This window comes from Streptomyces sp. NPDC001480 (genome assembly GCF_042894725.1).
Lineage (GTDB): Bacteria > Actinomycetota > Actinomycetes > Streptomycetales > Streptomycetaceae > Streptomyces.
The window spans coordinates 291,026-308,095 of record NZ_JBIAVX010000012.1; the positions used below are offsets into that span (position 1 = coordinate 291,026).

Below are 17,070 nucleotides of genomic sequence, written 5' to 3' on the forward strand. Positions count from 1 at the left end.
GGTCGGGCCCTTCAGGCCGGGCCGTGGGTGTGCGGCCGACGTGAGCGGCGATACGGGCAGGTGAAGCGGGAGCTCCACTTGGATTGCGTAGGTGCGCGCAATCTAACAAACCCATTGCCGGATCAGCGTAAATCTTGAGGCGATTCACAGGTGAGAGACCTCGTGGAGGCCGGCCGACGGCCCTCGGCCACGCACGTGCCCACACAAGGTAGTTGCCCGGTCACCACGAGCGGCACAGTGTGGGCGGCGTCACTGCTTGGCGCCGAAGTCCTGTGTCCACCACGGGCCGCCCGAACCCTTGTGGACGCCCACGCCGATGTCCTTGAACGAGCAGTTGAGGATGTTGGCGCGGTGGCCGGGGCTGTTCATCCAGGAGTCCATCACCGCCTGCGGAGTCTGCTGGCCCTGGGCGATGTTCTCCCCGTACGTGGACCAGCGGTAGCCGGCGGCGGTGATGCGCTGCCCGGGGTCGGCACCGTCAGGGTTGGTGTGGTCGAAGAAGTGGCGCGCGGCCATGTCGTCGGAGTGGCGCTGCGCGGCGACCTCCAGCTGCGGGTCCTCCGTGAGCGGACCGCACCCGGCGGCGGAACGTTCCTTGTTGACCAGCGCGACCACCTGCGCCACGGTGTCCGACGAGGCCACCTGAGTCGTCGGTGTACTGGACGGACGCGGCGTCGGCCGGGCGGACCGTGTGGGGGTCGGGGTGCTCTTCCTGGTGGGCCTGGGCGTCTTGGCAGCGGCCGTCTTCTTCGGTTTCGACGCGCTCGGTGACGGTGATGCCGACGCCGGCGGCGAGGTCTCGACGGCACGGGTTGCCGAGAGGTCGACGACGGGATCGCCGGTGGCCCGCGCGGAGGCCGTGCCGTCCGGCCCGGTCCCGGAGTCCGTGCCGAAGTACCAGAGGCCGCCCCCTGCCACGCAGGCCGCCACGACGGCGCCGCCCACGGCCCTGCGCCGGTTGCGCCGGCGTCGTCGGGCCTCGCCGCGGGAGGCCGTCCGACCCGATGGGTCGCGGGGCCCGGCCTCCGGTCCGGCGTGGCCCTGGGCCGCGTCGAGCCGCGACGCCGAGCCGACCGGAGCCATTGCGCCGGAGGCGGATCGTATCTTCGCGAGCAACGCGGCCGACGCCGGGACGAGCGCCAGTCCGGCCAGCAGTCCCTCCGCGGGCATCAACCCGTTCCACAGGCCGGAACAGCTCACGCAGTCACGGGCGTGCCGGGCTATTCGCTTGCGCCACAAGGCCGAGGGCCGGCCGTCCCAGGAGGCCAGCACACCGCTCAGTTCCGCGCACGGCGGCTGCGCGTCGAGCGCCCGCACCACCACACGGGCGGCCTCCAACTGCGCCTTCATCCGCTGCACCCGGACCGCCGTGTGCTGGGGCGACAGCTCCAGGGCGGCGGCCACCTCGGTCCGGGTCAGCTCGCCTGCGCACTCCAGCCACCACAGCGACAGCAGTCCCCGGTCGTCCGGCTCCAGCCAGCGCGTGGCGCGCGCGGTCTCCTGGCGCTGGCCGGACAACTGGAGCCGCACCATGGTCAGGTCCACGAAGTCGGCACCCGGATCCGCGAGGTCCACGGCGTCCTCCACGGCGTCCGGCGCGCTCTGCCGGCTCTGCCAGTGCGCCCGGACCTGGTTCATGGCGATGGCCACGAGCCAGGAGCGAAAGCTTTCCGCGGTACGCAGTCCCCCCAACGAGTCGAGGGCACGGAGCATGGTCTCCTGCACCACGTCGTCGACGTCGACCGAGCCGCCCAGGGCCCGGCCCACGATGTTGTAGACGAGCGGGAGGTACGCGCTGACCAGTGCGTCCTGAGCCTCTGGATCACCGGCCCGGGCGGCGTTCACCAACCCTGCCGGGTCCCCCGCGTGCTGCGTGCTCATCAAAAGCTCCCCTGTCCTCGACGCCGAACGATGGTGTCCGATGACTGGGAGATCGCGGGACGAGGCGCGGATAACAGTTCTTCGGAAACCTGTTCCACGAGAGGTTCGCCACTCCCGCGCGATGTTCGCAATGGAGGGGGTCACACCGAGGTCTCTCGGCGGCGGGCCGGCCTACCGGACGATGCGGCTGACCGCCCCGTCCGCGGGGTCCCCGTACTCCGCGATCAGTTGCTCGTCAGTCATGCGGTCCACGTCGTCGCACCGTTCGACGGGAAAGATCACGTGGGTGCCCTTGTCCGTCCAGTACTCGACGATGCGGTGTGTGGTGGTGGCCCGGCTCATCCTGTCCTCCCTTGCGACGGGTCCGGTTCAGGGTGCGTCGGTGCAGGTCGGAGGGTCAAGAGGAATTGGGGCTTCCGTTTCAGTTGGTGGCGGCGTAGATTCCGCATACCTCGCGACGGCGCCCTTGAGGCGTCGGCCCGCCGGTCCCGGGACGGCGGGCCACGCGGGGGCCAACTCCCATACGCGGTGATGTAATCCAGGTCACACTGGAATGCGTGCGACTTCCTTGTCACATGTGCGCGTCCGCCGGTGTCTTCATGACGAACGGCCAGACAGCCACACGTACAGGGAGAACACCGTGACGCTTCGCGTTCCGAAGGCCGAGCTCGCCCCCGAGCTCCGCGAAAGCATGACCAAGCTGCTCGGGGCCGTGCCCGAGCCCGTCGAGGTGATGTGGAACAACCCCGAACTCGCCGAGGCCAACCAGGAGTTCTCGGCCAAGGTGGCCACGTGGGACGCGGCCGACGCGAGTCTCAAGACCTTCGCGCACATGGCCGTCGCGGCACAGGTCGGCTGTAGCTGGTGCCTCGACGTCAACTACTTCCACGCGCTGAACCAGAACCTGGACCTGGCCAAGGCGAGCCAGGTGCCGCGCTGGCGGCAGTCGGAGGTGTTCACACCCCTGGAGCGCGACGTCCTCGAGTACGCCGAGGCCATGACCAGCACACCGCCGACCGTCACCGACGAGCTGTCCGCGAGTCTGCTCGACCGGCTCGGCCCGGCGGCGCTGGTCGAACTCACCGTGTTCATCGGCTTCGCCAACATGGCGGCCAGGTGCAACACGGCGCACGGGATCACCTCGCAGGGCTACTCCGACGCCTGCGAGATTCCGCTGGCCGCACGCCCTGAGCCGTCCGGCGTGGCGCCGACGGCATGACCGAGGACCCGTTCGTCGCCCATCGCAGCCTGCTGTTCACCGTCGCCTACGAGATGCTCGGCTCGGCCGCCGACGCCGAGGACGTGCTCCAGGAATCCTGGCTGCGCTGGGCCGACGTCGACCGCTCGCAGGTGCGCGACCCACGGTCGTACCTCGTGCGAACCGTCACACGGCAGGCCCTCAACCGGCTGCGGACCAGGTCGCGCAGCCGCGAGGAGTACGTCGGCCCGTGGCTGCCGGAGCCGCTGCTGACCAGCCCCGACGTCGCCGAGGACGTCGAGCTGGCCGAGAACGTCTCGATCGCGATGCTGACCGTCCTCGAAACGCTCGGGCCGACCGAACGCGCGGTGTTCGTGCTCCGTGAGGTCTTCGAGCTGCCGTACGGCGAGATCGCCGAGGCCACGGGAAAGACCGCGGCCACGGTGCGGCAGATCGCCCGGCGGGCCCGCGAGCACGTGGCGGCCCGGCGGCCCCGGGTGCCCGTGAGCCGGTCGGAACAGCAGGCCGTGGTCGAGCGGTTCCTCGACGCGCTGCGCACCGGACGGTTGCAGGAACTGCTGGACGTCATGGCGCCGGACGTGGTCCTGGTCGCCGACGGCGGTGGGCTCGCGGACGCCGCTCAGGCTCCGATCCACGGCGCCGAACTCGTGGCGAAGCTGCTCGCCCGCCCGGACCGCGTGGTGTCGGCCGTATGGCTCAACGGCGCGCCCGCGGCCCGGATCGAGGTCGACGGCCGGGTGGCGGCGGTGAGCCTCGTGGTGGAGGACGGGCAGGTCACCCGGATCCACGCGATCGCGAACCCGCGGAAACTGGCTCGGCTCGACGAACCGGTCGAACTGACCAGGTAGGCCCGCTGCCGCTGCGGCGTCGTGTGTGTTCCGGGTGCTTCGAACCACCTGGAACACACACGCTTCGCCGCCAGGCTCAGCGGACGACAGGCCCCTCAGCGCCTCGCACCGTGTGCCCCGCCCCCTGCTCCTGATCGAGCAGGGCCGGATCGTCGGACCGGTAGGCTGCCCGGATGACTGGTCCCTTCACAGGTCACAGCGATCTCCGTCCCGTCATCGCCCTGTCCGGGGTGAGTGTTCACCGTCGTACGACGGGCCAGGAGGTGATCCTGGACGCGGTCGACTGGACCGTGCACGAGGGACAGCACTGGGCGTTGCTCGGGCCGAACGGGGCGGGGAAGACCACCATGCTGCGTCTCGCCGGAGCCTCGATCCATCCGACGACGGGAACCGTGGACGTGCTCGGGCATCGCCTCGGCCGGGTGGACGTGCGGGAGTTGCGTGCCCGGATCGGTTTCGTGACCGCGGCGCAGAAGGTGCCTCTGGACGCCACCGCCCACACGGTGGTCCTCACCGGTGTGACCGGCACGGTGCAGCCGCTGTGGCGGATGTACGACGCCGCGGCCCGGGAACGCGCCCAGGTGCTCCTGGCCGAGCTGGACTGCAAGGAACTGGCCGGGCGCGCCTACGGTGACTGCTCGGGTGGGCAGCGTGCCCGGATCCTCATCGCACGTGCCCTGATGTCCGACCCGTCGTTGCTGCTTCTCGACGAGCCGTTCAACGCTCTCGATCTTCCCTCCCGGGAGGACCTGGTGGACGCGCTGCACCGCCTCGCGGCCGGCCGGCCGGGACTGTCCACGGTGACTGTCACCCATCACCCGGAGGAACTGCCGCCCTCCACCTCGCACGCCTTCCTGCTGCGCGAAGGCCGTGAGCTGGTCTCGGGGCCCGTGGAGTCGGTGCTGACCTCGGAGAACTTCACCGCCTGCTTCGGCCGGCCCATCCGGGTCGAATCACATGACGGCCGTTGGTACGCCAGGTCGACGGCCGTGCCTCGGTAGGGTGCTCGCATGGCTGAGAGCTGGAACTCGAACGACCCGGGGACCATACGGTTCCCTTCGGGTGTTCTGGTGCGCGGCCGGGGACTGCGTCACCCCCTGCCCGCGGGGCCGACGCCGTCCTTCGCGGTCCATCTGCTCGGCAAGCGGCCCCCGCTCACCGACTGGGAAGCCCGCTGGCTGCCGTGGCCAGACTTCCGGCTTCCCGAGGATCCCCGGCAAGCACGGTCCGTGTTGCAGGAGGCGTTGACCCGGGCGGCGGACGAACGCGTGGAGATCGCCTGCGGGGGCGGGCGCGGACGGACGGGTACGGCGCTGGCGTGCATGGCCGTCCTCGACGGAGTCCCGGCCGCCGAAGCCGTGGCGTTCGTCCGCCGGCACTACCACCCCCGTGCTGTGGAGACACCCTGGCAGCGACGGTTCGTGCTGCGCTTCGGCAAGCCAGAAGACGCAGAAGAGGCATGAGCGACGGTACGGACGACGCCGAGAGCCGCCTGGTCAGGATCGAGCGGCTGTTGCAGACCGGCGAGCGCGATCTGATCCCGGCGTGGCGCCGGGCGACGCGGGGTGAGCCGCGGTGGGCGGTGACCGCTGTGATCCTGCTGGCGGTCACCCTCCAGCTGACGCTGCCGCACCGGCTCACCCTCCAGCCCTACTGGGCGCTGCCGGTACTCGAGTTGGCGCTGCTGGCCGGTCTGGTCGCGGCGAACCCCCGCCGGGTCGAGCCCCGGACGTCCTGGCTGCGATGGCTGGGCCTGGCCCTGATCTGTGTGATCAGCCTGGCCAACGGCCTCGCGGCGGCCCGGCTGGTGGCCGGTCTGGTGAACGGCACCGAGGGGAGCGACGCCGGGCCGCTGCTGCTGACCGGAGGCGGGATCTGGCTGACCAATGTCATCGTGTTCGCCCTGTGGTACTGGGAGTCGGACCGGGGCGGACCGATGGCCAGGGCCCTGGGCAACCGCCAGTTCGCCGACTTCCTCTTCGTGCAGATGCAGAGCCCGGAGTTGGCGCCCCCGGACTGGGAGCCGGCGTTCCTGGACTACCTGTACCTGTCGTTCACCAACTCCACCGCCTTCAGCCCGACCGATGTGATGCCGCTGTCGCGCTGGGCCAAGATGCTGATGATGCTTCAGTCGACGGTCTCCCTGGTCACGGTGGTCCTGGTGGTCGCCCGTGCCGTGAACATCCTGCACTGACAGCACGCGCTCGAGGGCCGTGCCCGTGCGGCCCTCGAGCAGCTCGGATCCGGACGGCGGGCGAGCGCCGGCCGGGACGCTCAGCCGTTCCGATAGCCGCTGACGTGCAGCAGCCGGAAGCCTTGTCCGACGAGGTCGTTGAAGGTCTGCTGGTACTGGTCCGCGGTCAGTCCGTGGCGGGCTTGCAGGGCCGGTCCTGGGCGTTGTTCGAAGATCGCGGTGAACCGGTCGCCCCCACCGGCGCTCAGGTAGCCGTTGACGTCCACGGGGCGGAAGCCTTGTCCGACGAGGTCGTTGAAGGTCTGCTGGTACTGGTCCGCGGTCAGTCCGTGGCGGGCTTGGAAGGCCGGTCCCGGGCTCTGTTCGAAGATCGCCGCGAACAGGTCGACGCCGCCGTTGGAGTAACCGCTGACGCGTATCGGCCGGAAGCCTTGTCCGACGAGGTCGTTGAAGGTCTGCTGGTACTGGTCCGCGGTCAGTCCGTGGCGGGCTTGGAAGGCCGGTCCTGGGCGTTGTTCGAAGATCGCGGTGAACCGCTCACCCCCGGCGGCGCTCAGGTAGCCGTTGACGTCCACGGGGCGGAAGCCTTGTCCGACGAGGTCGTCGAAGGTCTGCTGGTACTGGTCCGCGGTCAGTCCGTGGCGGGCTTGGAAGGCCGGTCCCGGGCGTTGTTCGAAGATCGCCGCGAACAGGTCGACGCCGCCGCTGGAGTAACCACTGACCTGCACGGGCCGGAAACCCTGACCGACGAGGTCGTTGAACCTCTGCTGGTACTGCCCGGAAGTCAGGCCGTGCATGGCGTGGAACGAGGGGCCCGGGGACAGCTCCCAGATCGCGGCGAAGCGCTGCATGTCGATCGCCTCGAGCACGTCCGCGACCGTGGTGGCGCCGGCAAGGCGTTCCTCCTGGCCGATTTCCCGCAGGTCGTCGCGTACCTCGAAGATCACGTTCGAGGCGTCGCCGCCGTCCTCGGTGTGCAGCACCGTGGAGCCGAGTTCGGTTTCGACCACGGCCGCAGGAGCGGCACCCAGGTCCGGCGATCCCGGAGCGGCGGAGGAGTCGCCCCAGCGCACGCGTACCTCACCCGCGGGCGCACCGTCCGGATCCTCCAACCGGTAGATGACCTGGCCCCCGGCTCCGATCGCGAGTTCGTCGACCCGGAACTCCCACTCTCCTCTGTCGCTGATGAGTTCCGGCGGACTCGCGGTCCACTCACCCCGATCGAGGCGCATCGCGGTACGCCTGAGCCTCAGATCCCGGCGGTCGGACCCCCTCGCCAGAGTGGCGTGATTGTTGAGCGTTACATGGGTCGATCTGGTGGTCATCGCGCTTTCCTTCGGAAAAAGTGTCCGAAAAGACCCGGCATTTCCACGCTACGCGCCGGTGCCCGCCCGTGCTCGGCAGTGCGAAGCGTGCTTGCTTGCACACATGGCGCAGTGCCTTGCGCTGCCGCGCCCCGCGGCCGTCTCCGGGACGTCGTTCACCCGATGGGGTCGATGGAACCGCCAAGTGGCCGCTGTCCTCGGTCGGTTGGTCCCGAAGCCTGTCATCGTGGCTGCCGCGGATCTCCGATGATCAGGGAGAGGCATGGCGTCGAAGGACACAGAGGGCGGCGAGGGGGTCGGCGGCGGCCGCTACGGCAAGGAGCTGTTCGATCCGGAACACCCCCGGGAGGCCGAGCGGATCGACGCCGCCGCGCAGGTCTACGATCCGCTCACCACAGCCCGTCTGCGGGCGCTGGGCGCGGGGCCGGGCAGGCGCTGCCTGGAAGTGGGGGCCGGGACCGGAACGGTGGCGCGCTGGCTGTTGGAAGAGGCACGCGTCGACGAGGTGGTCGCCCTTGACCGGGACACCAGCGCCCTGGCCGCCCTCGCGGATCCGCGGCTGAAGGTGGTCACCGCCGACATCACCGACGAGAGCCTGCGGCCCGGCGGCTTCGACCTGATCCACGCCAGGTTCGTCCTCATGCACCTGCCCGAACGGCGCCGCCTGATCTCGCGGCTGGCGCACTGGCTGAACCCGGGAGGCTGGTTGTTGCTGGGCGATGCCGTGGAACTGCCGGATGTGCTGGACACCTCGTCCGCCTACCGGCGGACCATGGACGCCATGTGGCAGGCGGTGAAGTCGACGATCGGTACCGACATCTCTTCCGTACCCGCTTACCCGCACTTCCTGAGGGAGGAGGGCCTCGGGGGCGTGGCCGCGGAACTGGTCTGCCCACCGATGGTCGCGGGCGACCCCCTGGCTCGCTTCTGGTCCGAGACCTGGGGCCGGATGCGGCCTGCGCTGGTGAACACCGGCCGGGTGGACGCCGCCGTCATCGACGAGGCGATGGCGTACCTCACCTCACCCCGGCTCGCGGAGCTCGCGCCGGGTGTGCTTATGGCCTGGGGGCAGCGAGGCTGATGTGACGTCAGACCGCGAACCGGGATCGTACGTTCGGGTTGAATTGCCTGTTCGAGGGCCTGTCGCGCGGTCCTCCCGAGTCTCAGTCCGCGCAGAGTGTGATCATGAAGACTCCGCGTATGCACTGTCTGCCGCGATCCGTCGCGCACTCGGCCGCCGCTGCCGTCATCAGCCTTGCCGCAGCCCTGACCGCGGCCGCACCCGCCGCGGCCGACAACGCCGCACCGCCTGAGGTCTCCGCGCGTCAGGAGAAGTGCGAGGTGTCGGCCAAGCAGAATCAGGGCCTCGAAGGAATCCTCCTGGCCCTTCTGCCCCTGAACATGGGAGCCATGAAGCAGGAGGACCAGTGCGACGCTCACCCTGACGGTCAGTCCGAAGGCGGGCGCTCGTGGTTCGACCGGGACCAGAAGGCCGGGGCCGACAACGGGACGTCGGACGGTGCCAGGTCCGAAGAGTCGGCCCAAGGCCACTGAGCCGTAGTTTTCCCGCACTGGAGGACGAAAGTCATGGTGCGGGCCCGGACTTGCCGGTCCGGGCCCGCACCTCACTCGTCAGTCCAGGCCGTGTCCGGCCTCCTCGATGGCCTGGGCGAGTTGCCGTACCGCGGGGTCCTCGGTGGCGCGGGCCAGGGCGGTGGCGTGGCGGTGGAGGGTCTCCAGGCCCGGGGCACCCGGGAGAGTGGTGCCCGCGGAGTCCGCCGAGCGCAGGGCGTCGGCGAAGTAGGCGGAGACGGCGGTGACTTGGAAGCGGGCGTCGGCGGTCCAGACGGATGTGCGCAGGGCGCCGGTCTCCAGTTCGCCGGTGGCCTCGTGCGGTGCTCGCGTGCCGGGGTCGAGCCAGCGGACGGTGGCGGTGGCCAGGTGGCCGTCCCGACCGGGCCGGGTGCGCACGGCGTAGAGGGCGGTGACGGTGTGGCCGGGACCGACCTCGCCCCCGTCCACGTGGTCGTCGCGGAAGTCGTCGTCGGTGACCCGGCGGTCGTCGTAGCCGACGAGGCGGAACTCGGCGACCGTCGCGGGGTCGAAGGCCACCTGGGCCTTGGCGTCGCGGGCGGTCAGCTCGATGTTCTGCGGGAGTTGCTCGACGAACACCTTCCGCGCGTCGTCGGTGTCCGACACGTAGACCGTGTGTCCGTCGCCCTTGTCGGCGAGGCGTTCCATCAGGGCGTCGCCGTAGTCGCTGCCGACACCGACGCCGAAGAGGGTGATGCCGTGTTCGCGGCGGGCCGTCGCGATGTGCTCGAGGATCGAATCCGCGTCGGTGTCCCCGTCGTTGGCGAGACCGTCGGAGACGAGGACGACGCGGTTGGTGGCGCCTTCGCGCAGACCCTCGACCGCCGTGGCGTATCCGGTCTCGACGCCCGCGCCGAGGTCGGTGGAGGACTGTGCCTCAAGCCCGTCGATCGCGTCGTGGACCTCGCCTCGGTGTCCGCCGAGCCGGGTCATCGGCAGGACGGTCTCCGCCTTCTCGCTGAAGCTGACGAGCGCGACCGAGTCGTCGTCGCGCAGCCGGTCCGTCATAGTGTCCAGCGACTTCCTGGCCAGGTCGAGGCGGCCCGGCTCGGCCATGGAGCCGGAGACGTCCACGACGAAGGTGAGGGCGGCGGGCGGGCGTTCGCCCTCCGCGTCCGCTTCCCGGGTGGCGAGGCCCACACGGATCAGTGACCAGTTCGCCTTGTCCGTGCGGGCCCCGTCGACCGTCACCGAGAAACCGTTGCCGTCGGGGCGGCGGTAGTCCTGGCGGAAGCTGTTGACGAACTCCTCGGGCCGGACCGTGGACGGGGCGGGCCGGCGTCCCTCGTCGAGCAGCCGGCGCGCGTAGCCGTAGGAGGCGGTGTCCACGTCCAGGGCGAAGGTGGAGAGATGGCCGGACGGGGAGCCGGAGTCGTCGGTCGTCACGTCCTGCCGCCCCTCGGCGCCCTGACTCCGTGCCGGGGCGGGGGCCGGCAGCGCCCCGTGGTTCGGGCCGTCGACGCTGGAATCGCCGTCACCCGCGCCGCACCCGGTGAGCAGCAGTCCGCCCGCCGCCGTCAGCGCGAGCAGTACGCCGCGCAGCCGTTTCATCCGGAACCGCTCCATCTCGTCCGCCCCCTGTGCCGGTCGACGCCGTCTTCTGCTTCTGTGTCTGCTTCTGTGTCTGCTTCTGGTTTCTGCTTCTGTTCCGTGACTGTGACGCCGCGTGCGGTCGGAACGTGCGCCCCGGAGCGTTGCGGAAGGATCTCGATGCGGCCACGGCGCACCACGGAATCCCCGTGCCGCGTACAACTATTGCAAAGGGCAAGGAAAGTACCGTATGGACTTCATCAACTGTGCGTAGTTATGTGAACGCACTGCGTGATGTTGCCCGACGCTTGCGGAAGCGGAACGCGGGGCCCCGGCGGTCTGGGCGTCGGGCCGCGTGATGTGCCGAGCGCAGAGGGAGCGAGCACAGTGGGACGGCGCGGTGCCCGACGGGAAGCGGAACGAGTGGCGGCGCTGGCCGCCGATCAGCTGCTGCGAGCGGGAAGCATACTGCGACGGACCGCGACCACACCTGATCTGCGGGCGGTCTTCCGCACCGATCAGGGCGTCAACGACGCTCCCTACCGGGAGCGTTGGGCCCACGACAAGGTCGTCCGCTCCACCCACGGCGTGAACTGCACCGCCGAGGCCATGTGCCGGCTGCTGGCGCCGGCCAAGTACGAGGAGCGGTACGTCATCCCCACCACGTACGTCGCGGGCGGCGGGGACGGGACGGCCGGCCCCGGTTGCAGCCTGGACCACGACGGCGGCCCCGGCATGTACGGCCCGGACGCGATGGCCGCCTTCCACGCCCCGCCGCTGCCCACGGCCACGGGCACCGAAACCGGCGCGCGGGGCAGCCTGCGCGGCCGGGTCAATCTGCTCAACTGGAACCGACACGGCCGGCCACGAGGGCTGTTCCCCGAACTGAAGGCCGAGCCGCCGCGATGAACCAGCACCGAGCCGTCCACCAGGCGGCCTCCCTGCTCCTGCACTACCCCGACCAGCGCTGGCCGGCCCACCGCGCCCTGGTGCTGGAGTCGATCGACGGGCTGTCCGGCCCCGCGACGGAGTTCCTGCTGCGGTTCTGCCACCGCACCGCCGACATCCCGCTGCTCGAACTGGCGGCCCAGTACGTCACCACCTTCGACCGCAGCCGCCGCACCCTGCACCTGACCCACTACACGGACGGCGACACCCGGCGCCGGGGCGCCTCGCTCGCCGCGCTCAAGGCCCGCTACCGGCAGTACGGCTGGGAACCGTCCGACGGAGAACTGCCCGACCACCTCCCCGCCGTCCTGGAGTTCGCGGCGCGCTGCCCGGCCGCCGGCCATGCCGTGCTGCACGACCACCGCGGCGCCCTCGCCCTGCTCGCCACCGGCCTCGCCGCCCAGGGCAGCCCCTATCTCGACGTGATCCGCGCCGTCCGGGCCACCCTCGACGAAGGAGTACGCCGCTGATGACGCACCTGCGCATCGCGCTGTGGGGCGTACTGCCCTACCTCAGCCTGGCCGTGCTGGTCGCCGGCACCGCCTGGCGCCACCGCTACGACCGCTTCGGCTTCACCACCCGCTCCAGCCGTCTCCACGAGTCCCGGCTGCTGAGCGTCGGCGGCCCGCTGTTCCACTACGCGCTGTTCCTCGTCATCGGCGGCCACGTCATGGGCCTGCTCGTCCCCGAGGCCCTCACCCGGCGCCTGCGGATCAGCGAGGAGCAGTACCACGCCGTGGCCCTGGCCATGGGCGGCACGGCGGGCATCGCGGCCGTCACAGGCCTCGCCCTGCTGCTGTGCCGGCGGCTGCGCGTGCACGCCGTACGCCGCGCGACCAGCCGCAGCGACCGGGCCACCTACCCGCTGCTCGTCCTCGTCCTGCTCGTCGGCCTCACCGCCACCGCCTCCTCGGTGACCGACCCCTACGACTACCGGCTCGGCGTCGCCGTCTGGTTCCGCAGCCTGTTCACCCTCGACCCCGATGTCACCGCCATGGCGCACGCGCCGCTCGTCAACCAGTGCCACGCTCTGCCGGCCCTGGCCCTCTTCGCCCTGTGGCCGTTCAGCCGCCTCGTCCACGCGTTCGCGCCGCCGCTCGCCTACGCGGCCCGGCCCTACGTCGTCTACCGCTCCCGCGGCCGGGAGGCGTCCGGCCAGGCACGGGGATAGGGCACACGCAACGACTCCGCCCGGACCGGCGTGTGTTCCGCGGTGGCGTGCAGGCGCCCCGCACGCAGCACGACGGCGCCACTGCGCAGCATCGCGGCGGTCAGCTCGGTGGCGAGCGTCTCGGGCGTGCGGTCCAGGAGCCGTGCGGCGTCGGTCAGCCAGGCCCGCGCGTGCAGGTACTGCTCGACCTCACCGGCCGGGATCCCGCCGCGGATCATCAGGGCGAAGGCGAAGACGCGCCGCGCGCCGTACCAGACGGCACCGTCCGGGTCGTCGACGAGGCGCCGGGCACGGCGCAGCGCGGTGGCGAAGGCCGCGCCGGGGTCGGCGGGCACCGGCCCGTGCGAGGGGAGGACCACCCGGGGGCCGAGGCCGGCGATCCGCTCCAGCGAGTCGAGCGCGGTGGCCGCCGCACCGGGACCGTCGAGGGCGAGGTCGACCCAGCCGACGTCGTGATCCGACAGGGCGTCGCCGGACACCAGCAGCCGCTCGTCCGGCTGCCACAGCGCCAGATGTCCGGGGGTGTGGCCAGGGGTGCGGACGACCTCCCAGTCGGCGTCCCCGAGCCGGAGGACCTGTCCGTCGTCGAGCGGTATGTCGACCGAGTAGGGGGCGACCGGCTGGTCGAGGTGTTCGGCCGCGCAGCAGCCGGGGTCCCGGCGGGCGATCGCCTCCGCCTCCGGCGTGCCGGCGGCGACGGCGGCGCCGTTCGCCTGGAGGAGGGCGTTGCCGCCCACGTGGTCGGAGTGCCAGTGGGTGTTCACGACCAGGCCGACGTTCCCGGCGTGCGCGCGGGCCCAGGCGGCGGTCTCCTCCGCGTGGCCGACGAACCCGCTGTCGACCAGGGCCGGCTGCCGGCCGTGCAGCAGGAGCAGGTTGGCATCGGGGAAGGGCCGTTGCCGCCAGGTCACCCAGGACGGCAACGGCGGCCGGGGGCGCGGGGTGCTCAAAGCGATGGAGCGAGCAGGGCGCCCAGCAGCCGGCGCAGGCTCCGCAGCGGTGCCTGGGTGACCAGGCCGATCACCAGGGCGGCGACCGTGCCGGCTCCTGCCAGCAGGCGCAGCACGTCGGGGACGGTCATCCTGGCGAGCGTCGCCAGAACGGAGCTCAGGCAGATGACGATCACGATCACCACTGCCTCGGTACCGCCCAGCCGCCGGGGGCCGGGGACACGGGGTTCGACGCAGGTGGCGGAAGAAGACTTCGACACGGGGGCCTCCCTGAGGGGTAGAGACCCGGCGACCCAGGCCGCCGGGTTGCGGCTCCAACCAGGCAGTCGACATCATCTGATTCGCGGACGTGAATACCCGGTGGGCCGCGATTCTTCGCCTCCTAGGCGCCTGACAGTTCACGGTTGCGGCGGCATCGTCCGGGCGTTATGCATTTTAGTGCACATGTGAACAGAATGCGGTTACGCCGCGCCCTGCGGACCGGCCGAAAACCCGACATCACCGCAGTATCGTTACTGCACACCGCCCCCATGCACCCGTTACTTCGGCCCGAGTTGGGCGGTCCGTTCGTAGATGGGCCCTCCGGGTGTGTACCAGCCGGCCTTCTTCCGGACCGCCGGGCTCGGGTCCTGGGCGTGGGACGACTCCAGGGCGGCGAGGGCGCGGGCATCAAAATGGGCGAACTTGCCGACGAGTTCCGCGGCCATGCTCCGCACGTGCGGGTCGGGGTCGGAGGCGAGGTGGCGCAGCGCGGGCTCGAGGACCCGGCCCGCCCCCGGTGCGCAGGTGTCGCCCTTGCACCGGTCGCAGGCCAGGGCATGGAAGGCCGAGATCCTGACCCGGGCGTCGGGATCGTCGGCCATGGCGACGAGTTCGTCCATGGACTCGGTGTCGACGAGGTGGTCGAGGAGGCGGCAGCAGCCCTCGCGAACCGCCGCGTTCTCATGGCGCAGTCCGGCGCGGATGGCACTCAGCGCGGCCTGACCGCGCCTGAGCAGCGCGTGGTAGGCGGCGACCGCGCGTTGCGGGTCCCCCAGACAGCAGACGAGGGCTTCGTTGTCGGTGCTGGCGAATCCGAGCATGACCCCAGTCTCGAAGCACACCAGGAGGCCAGGCAAAGGGATTTGTACCGCGCGGGCAGCACCCGGCGGCCGGTCCTCGCGCCGGGTACCGGCAACCCCCGCACCGTCGGCCGTGCCGCAGCCAGGTGTCGGCGCGGCGCCGGTTGAGCGCAGCCTGACGTGGTCCCAGAGGCCGGCCACCCGGTCCCGCGGCCCACCGGGTATTCACTTCTGCGAATCAGATGGTGTCGACTGCCTCCCGCACGCCTGGCTCGCCGACCAGGACACCGCCCTGTACGCGGTGACCGTGCCCGCGCTGTGGCGGCAGATCGGCTACGTCATGGTCCTCTTCCTGGCCGGCCTCAAGGGCATCGACCCGGTCCTGTACGAGGCGGCGAAGGTCGACGACGCGAGCGCCTGGCAACCGGGGCCGGAGGGGCCCACCCGCTGCACCACGGGCTGCCGTTCTCCTGGCAATCCGGCCACCGGGCGCCGGGCCAGTCCGCGACGGCGGTGCTCGGGACGGACGTACACCCGTCGCAGCTGCGCCGTTTCCCCCGACGGGTACCTGTCGGCCAGCCAGCGCGGATTCGGCGGGTGCGCCGGGCCCCGCGCGTCCAGCGCGGCGGTGGCGGCCACCGTCCCGTCCCGTTCGTCGACCGCGACCAGCAAGGTGTGCCGGGGTGGCGTCAGATAGAACGCCTCGGGGTCGATGATGTCGGCGTGCCGGTCGGGAACGCAGCCGGTGCCGAAGTCGCGGTACACGGTGTCGAGCATCACGGCCCGCGCGTCATCGAGATCGGCCGCCGTCGCCGCCCTAATGCTGTAGTCACGCATTTGCGACTCATGTGCGATAGGGTCGCCGGTCCGACTCAGTCGTCACCGTCGCCGCTCCCCGTCCGGCGGCTCGTCACCCGCCGACGATCAGGGCGAGCCCGTAGCCGGCGACCGCCAGGCACGCGGCGAAGCACAGGAGCGCCGCCGCGGCGGCCGGCCGGTTGGCGTCGAGGGCACGTTCTCCGTCGTCGCCACTGGGCCAGGCGGCCACGCCGAGGGAGAACAGCACGACCGTGAGCAGTGTGATCCCGAGGCTGACACCGAACACGGTGACGAGGCCGCCCCAGTGGATGTTCATTGCCCGTCTCCTTTCACCGCGGGACGCGACGGCCCCCGGCTCTCACGCCGCTGTCTGCTGTACCTGCCCCGGCAGCCGGGTGCGCGGTTCGTTGACGTTGTCCGGGGTCACGGGGTGGCGGCGCGACAGGGCCCAGAACCCGGCCGCCGAGGCGACCGCGGCGGTGGCCACCAGGGCCACACCCACGGTGCCACGACTGGCTGTCCAGGCCGCCGCGCCGCCCATGGCCGCCGCCGCGGGCAGCGTGCACAGCCAGGCCAGCGCGATGCGTCCGGCGATGCCCCACCGCACCTCGGCCATCCTGCGGCCCAAGCCCGCGCCCAGGATGCTGCCGGTGCACACCTGCGTCGTCGACAGGGGGAACCCCATGTGGGAGGAGGCGAGAATCACGGCCGTCGCGCTGGTCTCGGCCGTGAAGCCCTGCGGCGCCTCGATGTCGGTGAGCCCCTTGCCCATGGTGCGGATGATCCGCCAGCCGCCCGCGTACGTACCGAGCGCGATGGCCAGCCCGGCCGAGAGCACCACCCACCAGGGTGGCGCGGAGTCGTGGGCGAGCGCCCCGGCGGAGATCAGGGCCAGGGTGATGACCCCCATGGTCTTCTGCGCGTCGTTCGTGCCGTGGGCGAGCGCCACCAGCGACGCCGAACCTACCTGCCCCCTGCGGAATCCGCGCCGCGCCCGGTCGGGCCGCGACCGCCGGGTGATGACGTACGCGAGGTAGGTACCCAGCACGGCCACGACGCAGGCGACGAGCGGCGAGAGGACGGCAGGGATCACGATCTTCTCCACGATCACCCCGAACTGCACCGCGGATCCGCCGGCGCCGACCCACACGGCGCCGATCAGCCCGCCGAACAGCGCGTGCGACGAACTCGACGGCAGCCCGGCGAGCCAGGTCAGCAGGTTCCACAACAGGGCGCCGACGAGCCCGGCGAAGACCATCACCAGGGAGACCTTGGCATCGTCCACGATGCCACCGGAGATGGTCCTGGCGACCGTCGTGGACAGGAACGCGCCCGCCAGATTCAGCACCCCCGCGACGGCGACGGCCACGCGCGGTCTCAGCGCCCCCGTGGCGATCGACGTCGCCATCGAATTGGCCGTGTCGTGGAACCCGTTGGTGAAGTCGAAGGCCAGAGCCGTCAGCACGACCACGACGAGGAGGAACGAGACGGTACCCACTGGGACCCCTCCCGAAGCAGGGCCGGCCACGCG

General features: G+C 71.2%; 20 protein-coding genes and 1 pseudogene. 11 read left to right on the forward strand and 10 right to left on the reverse strand.

Annotated features, from left to right (window positions below; all coding sequences use genetic code 11):
- Positions 1-249: 249 nt before the first annotated feature.
- Both ACFY01_RS29700 and ACFY01_RS29705 read right to left on the reverse strand, forming a co-directional pair.
- The gene (locus tag ACFY01_RS29700) at positions 250-1,881 is read right to left on the reverse strand and encodes a sigma-70 family RNA polymerase sigma factor (RefSeq protein WP_390738828.1); all 1,632 of its coding nucleotides are present in this window, start codon (positions 1,879-1,881) and stop codon (positions 250-252) included.
- 171 nt (positions 1,882-2,052) lie between these two features.
- Complete coding sequence (locus ACFY01_RS29705; protein ID WP_390738829.1) at positions 2,053-2,223, reverse strand: hypothetical protein; 171 nt, start codon at positions 2,221-2,223, stop codon at positions 2,053-2,055.
- Between the two features lie 298 nt (positions 2,224-2,521).
- Between ACFY01_RS29705 and ACFY01_RS29710 the strand changes: the two genes are divergently transcribed.
- The 5 genes from ACFY01_RS29710 to ACFY01_RS29730 all read left to right on the forward strand — a co-directional run bounded on the left by ACFY01_RS29710 (position 2,522) and on the right by ACFY01_RS29730 (position 6,142).
- Complete coding sequence (locus ACFY01_RS29710; RefSeq protein ID WP_390738830.1) at positions 2,522-3,100, forward strand: carboxymuconolactone decarboxylase family protein; 579 nt, start codon at positions 2,522-2,524, stop codon at positions 3,098-3,100.
- Complete coding sequence (sigJ, locus tag ACFY01_RS29715) at positions 3,097-3,948, forward strand: RNA polymerase sigma factor SigJ (protein ID WP_390738831.1); 852 nt, start codon at positions 3,097-3,099, stop codon at positions 3,946-3,948. The genes ACFY01_RS29710 and sigJ overlap by 4 nt, the downstream gene beginning before the upstream one ends.
- Positions 3,949-4,121: 173 nt before the next feature.
- On the forward strand, positions 4,122-4,949 hold the full coding sequence (locus ACFY01_RS29720; protein ID WP_390738832.1) for an ABC transporter ATP-binding protein: 828 nt from the start codon (positions 4,122-4,124) through the stop codon (positions 4,947-4,949).
- A 9-nt stretch (positions 4,950-4,958) separates the two neighbouring features.
- Entirely contained in the window at positions 4,959-5,411 is a 453-nt protein-coding gene (locus ACFY01_RS29725) for a protein-tyrosine phosphatase family protein (protein WP_390738833.1), read from the forward strand.
- The gene (locus ACFY01_RS29730) at positions 5,408-6,142 is read left to right on the forward strand and encodes a hypothetical protein (protein WP_390738834.1); all 735 of its coding nucleotides are present in this window, start codon (positions 5,408-5,410) and stop codon (positions 6,140-6,142) included. Before ACFY01_RS29725 ends, ACFY01_RS29730 begins: the two co-directional genes overlap by 4 nt.
- An 80-nt stretch (positions 6,143-6,222) precedes the next feature.
- Here ACFY01_RS29730 and ACFY01_RS29735 read toward each other — a convergent pair whose 3' ends face one another.
- Positions 6,223-7,467 (reverse strand): hypothetical protein, encoded by a 1,245-nt coding sequence (locus tag ACFY01_RS29735; protein WP_390738835.1) that lies wholly within the window; start codon positions 7,465-7,467, stop codon positions 6,223-6,225.
- 262 nt (positions 7,468-7,729) lie between these two features.
- Here ACFY01_RS29735 and ACFY01_RS29740 point away from each other — a divergent pair, with 262 nt between their 5' ends.
- On the forward strand, positions 7,730-8,548 hold the full coding sequence (locus ACFY01_RS29740; protein ID WP_390738836.1) for a class I SAM-dependent methyltransferase: 819 nt from the start codon (positions 7,730-7,732) through the stop codon (positions 8,546-8,548).
- Positions 8,549-8,652: 104 nt separating this feature from the next.
- A complete protein-coding gene (locus ACFY01_RS29745) occupies positions 8,653-9,021 on the forward strand; it encodes a hypothetical protein (protein ID WP_390738837.1) in 369 nt (122 codons plus the stop codon).
- 78 nt (positions 9,022-9,099) lie between these two features.
- Here the strand turns inward: ACFY01_RS29745 and ACFY01_RS29750 are convergent, their stop codons facing one another.
- The gene (locus tag ACFY01_RS29750; RefSeq protein ID WP_390738838.1) at positions 9,100-10,611 is read right to left on the reverse strand and encodes a von Willebrand factor type A domain-containing protein; all 1,512 of its coding nucleotides are present in this window, start codon (positions 10,609-10,611) and stop codon (positions 9,100-9,102) included.
- A gap of 366 nt (positions 10,612-10,977) precedes the next feature.
- Here ACFY01_RS29750 and ACFY01_RS29755 point away from each other — a divergent pair, with 366 nt between their 5' ends.
- From ACFY01_RS29755 to narI, 3 genes are read left to right on the forward strand one after another with little or no spacing between them, the layout of a single operon-like run.
- Positions 10,978-11,499: a hypothetical protein gene (locus ACFY01_RS29755; protein ID WP_390738911.1), complete on the forward strand. Its 522-nt coding sequence runs from the start codon at positions 10,978-10,980 to the stop codon at positions 11,497-11,499.
- The gene (gene narJ / locus ACFY01_RS29760) at positions 11,496-12,008 is read left to right on the forward strand and encodes a nitrate reductase molybdenum cofactor assembly chaperone (protein WP_390738839.1); all 513 of its coding nucleotides are present in this window, start codon (positions 11,496-11,498) and stop codon (positions 12,006-12,008) included. Before ACFY01_RS29755 ends, narJ begins: the two co-directional genes overlap by 4 nt.
- Positions 12,008-12,709, forward strand: a complete 702-nt coding sequence (narI, locus tag ACFY01_RS29765; protein ID WP_390738840.1) for a respiratory nitrate reductase subunit gamma — start codon at positions 12,008-12,010, stop codon at positions 12,707-12,709. The genes narJ and narI overlap by 1 nt, the downstream gene beginning before the upstream one ends.
- On the opposite strand, the gene ACFY01_RS29770 is transcribed toward narI, so the two are convergent.
- The 3 genes from ACFY01_RS29770 to ACFY01_RS29780 all read right to left on the reverse strand — a co-directional run bounded on the left by ACFY01_RS29770 (position 12,664) and on the right by ACFY01_RS29780 (position 14,741).
- Entirely contained in the window at positions 12,664-13,659 is a 996-nt protein-coding gene (locus ACFY01_RS29770; protein WP_390738841.1) for an MBL fold metallo-hydrolase, read from the reverse strand. The genes narI and ACFY01_RS29770 overlap by 46 nt on opposite strands.
- Complete coding sequence (locus ACFY01_RS29775; RefSeq protein WP_390738842.1) at positions 13,656-13,919, reverse strand: hypothetical protein; 264 nt, start codon at positions 13,917-13,919, stop codon at positions 13,656-13,658. The genes ACFY01_RS29770 and ACFY01_RS29775 overlap by 4 nt, the downstream gene beginning before the upstream one ends.
- Before the next feature lie 279 nt (positions 13,920-14,198).
- Positions 14,199-14,741 carry a HEAT repeat domain-containing protein gene (locus ACFY01_RS29780; protein ID WP_390738843.1) on the reverse strand — a complete coding sequence of 181 codons (543 nt, stop codon included), beginning with the start codon at positions 14,739-14,741 and terminating at the stop codon, positions 14,199-14,201.
- Positions 14,742-14,955: 214 nt separating this feature from the next.
- Between ACFY01_RS29780 and ACFY01_RS29785 the strand changes: the two are divergent.
- A pseudogene (locus ACFY01_RS29785) lies at positions 14,956-15,144 on the forward strand (carbohydrate ABC transporter permease); the annotation flags it as partial.
- Here the strand turns inward: ACFY01_RS29785 and ACFY01_RS29790 are convergent.
- The 3 genes from ACFY01_RS29790 to ACFY01_RS29800 form a co-directional block, all read right to left on the reverse strand.
- Positions 15,054-15,557, reverse strand: a complete 504-nt coding sequence (locus ACFY01_RS29790; RefSeq protein ID WP_390738844.1) for a GNAT family N-acetyltransferase — start codon at positions 15,555-15,557, stop codon at positions 15,054-15,056. The pseudogene ACFY01_RS29785 and the gene ACFY01_RS29790 overlap by 91 nt on opposite strands.
- Before the next feature lie 73 nt (positions 15,558-15,630).
- The gene (locus tag ACFY01_RS29795; RefSeq protein WP_390738845.1) at positions 15,631-15,855 is read right to left on the reverse strand and encodes a hypothetical protein; all 225 of its coding nucleotides are present in this window, start codon (positions 15,853-15,855) and stop codon (positions 15,631-15,633) included.
- A gap of 42 nt (positions 15,856-15,897) precedes the next feature.
- Entirely contained in the window at positions 15,898-17,037 is a 1,140-nt protein-coding gene (locus ACFY01_RS29800; RefSeq protein ID WP_390738846.1) for an anion permease, read from the reverse strand.
- Positions 17,038-17,070 lie beyond the last annotated feature (33 nt).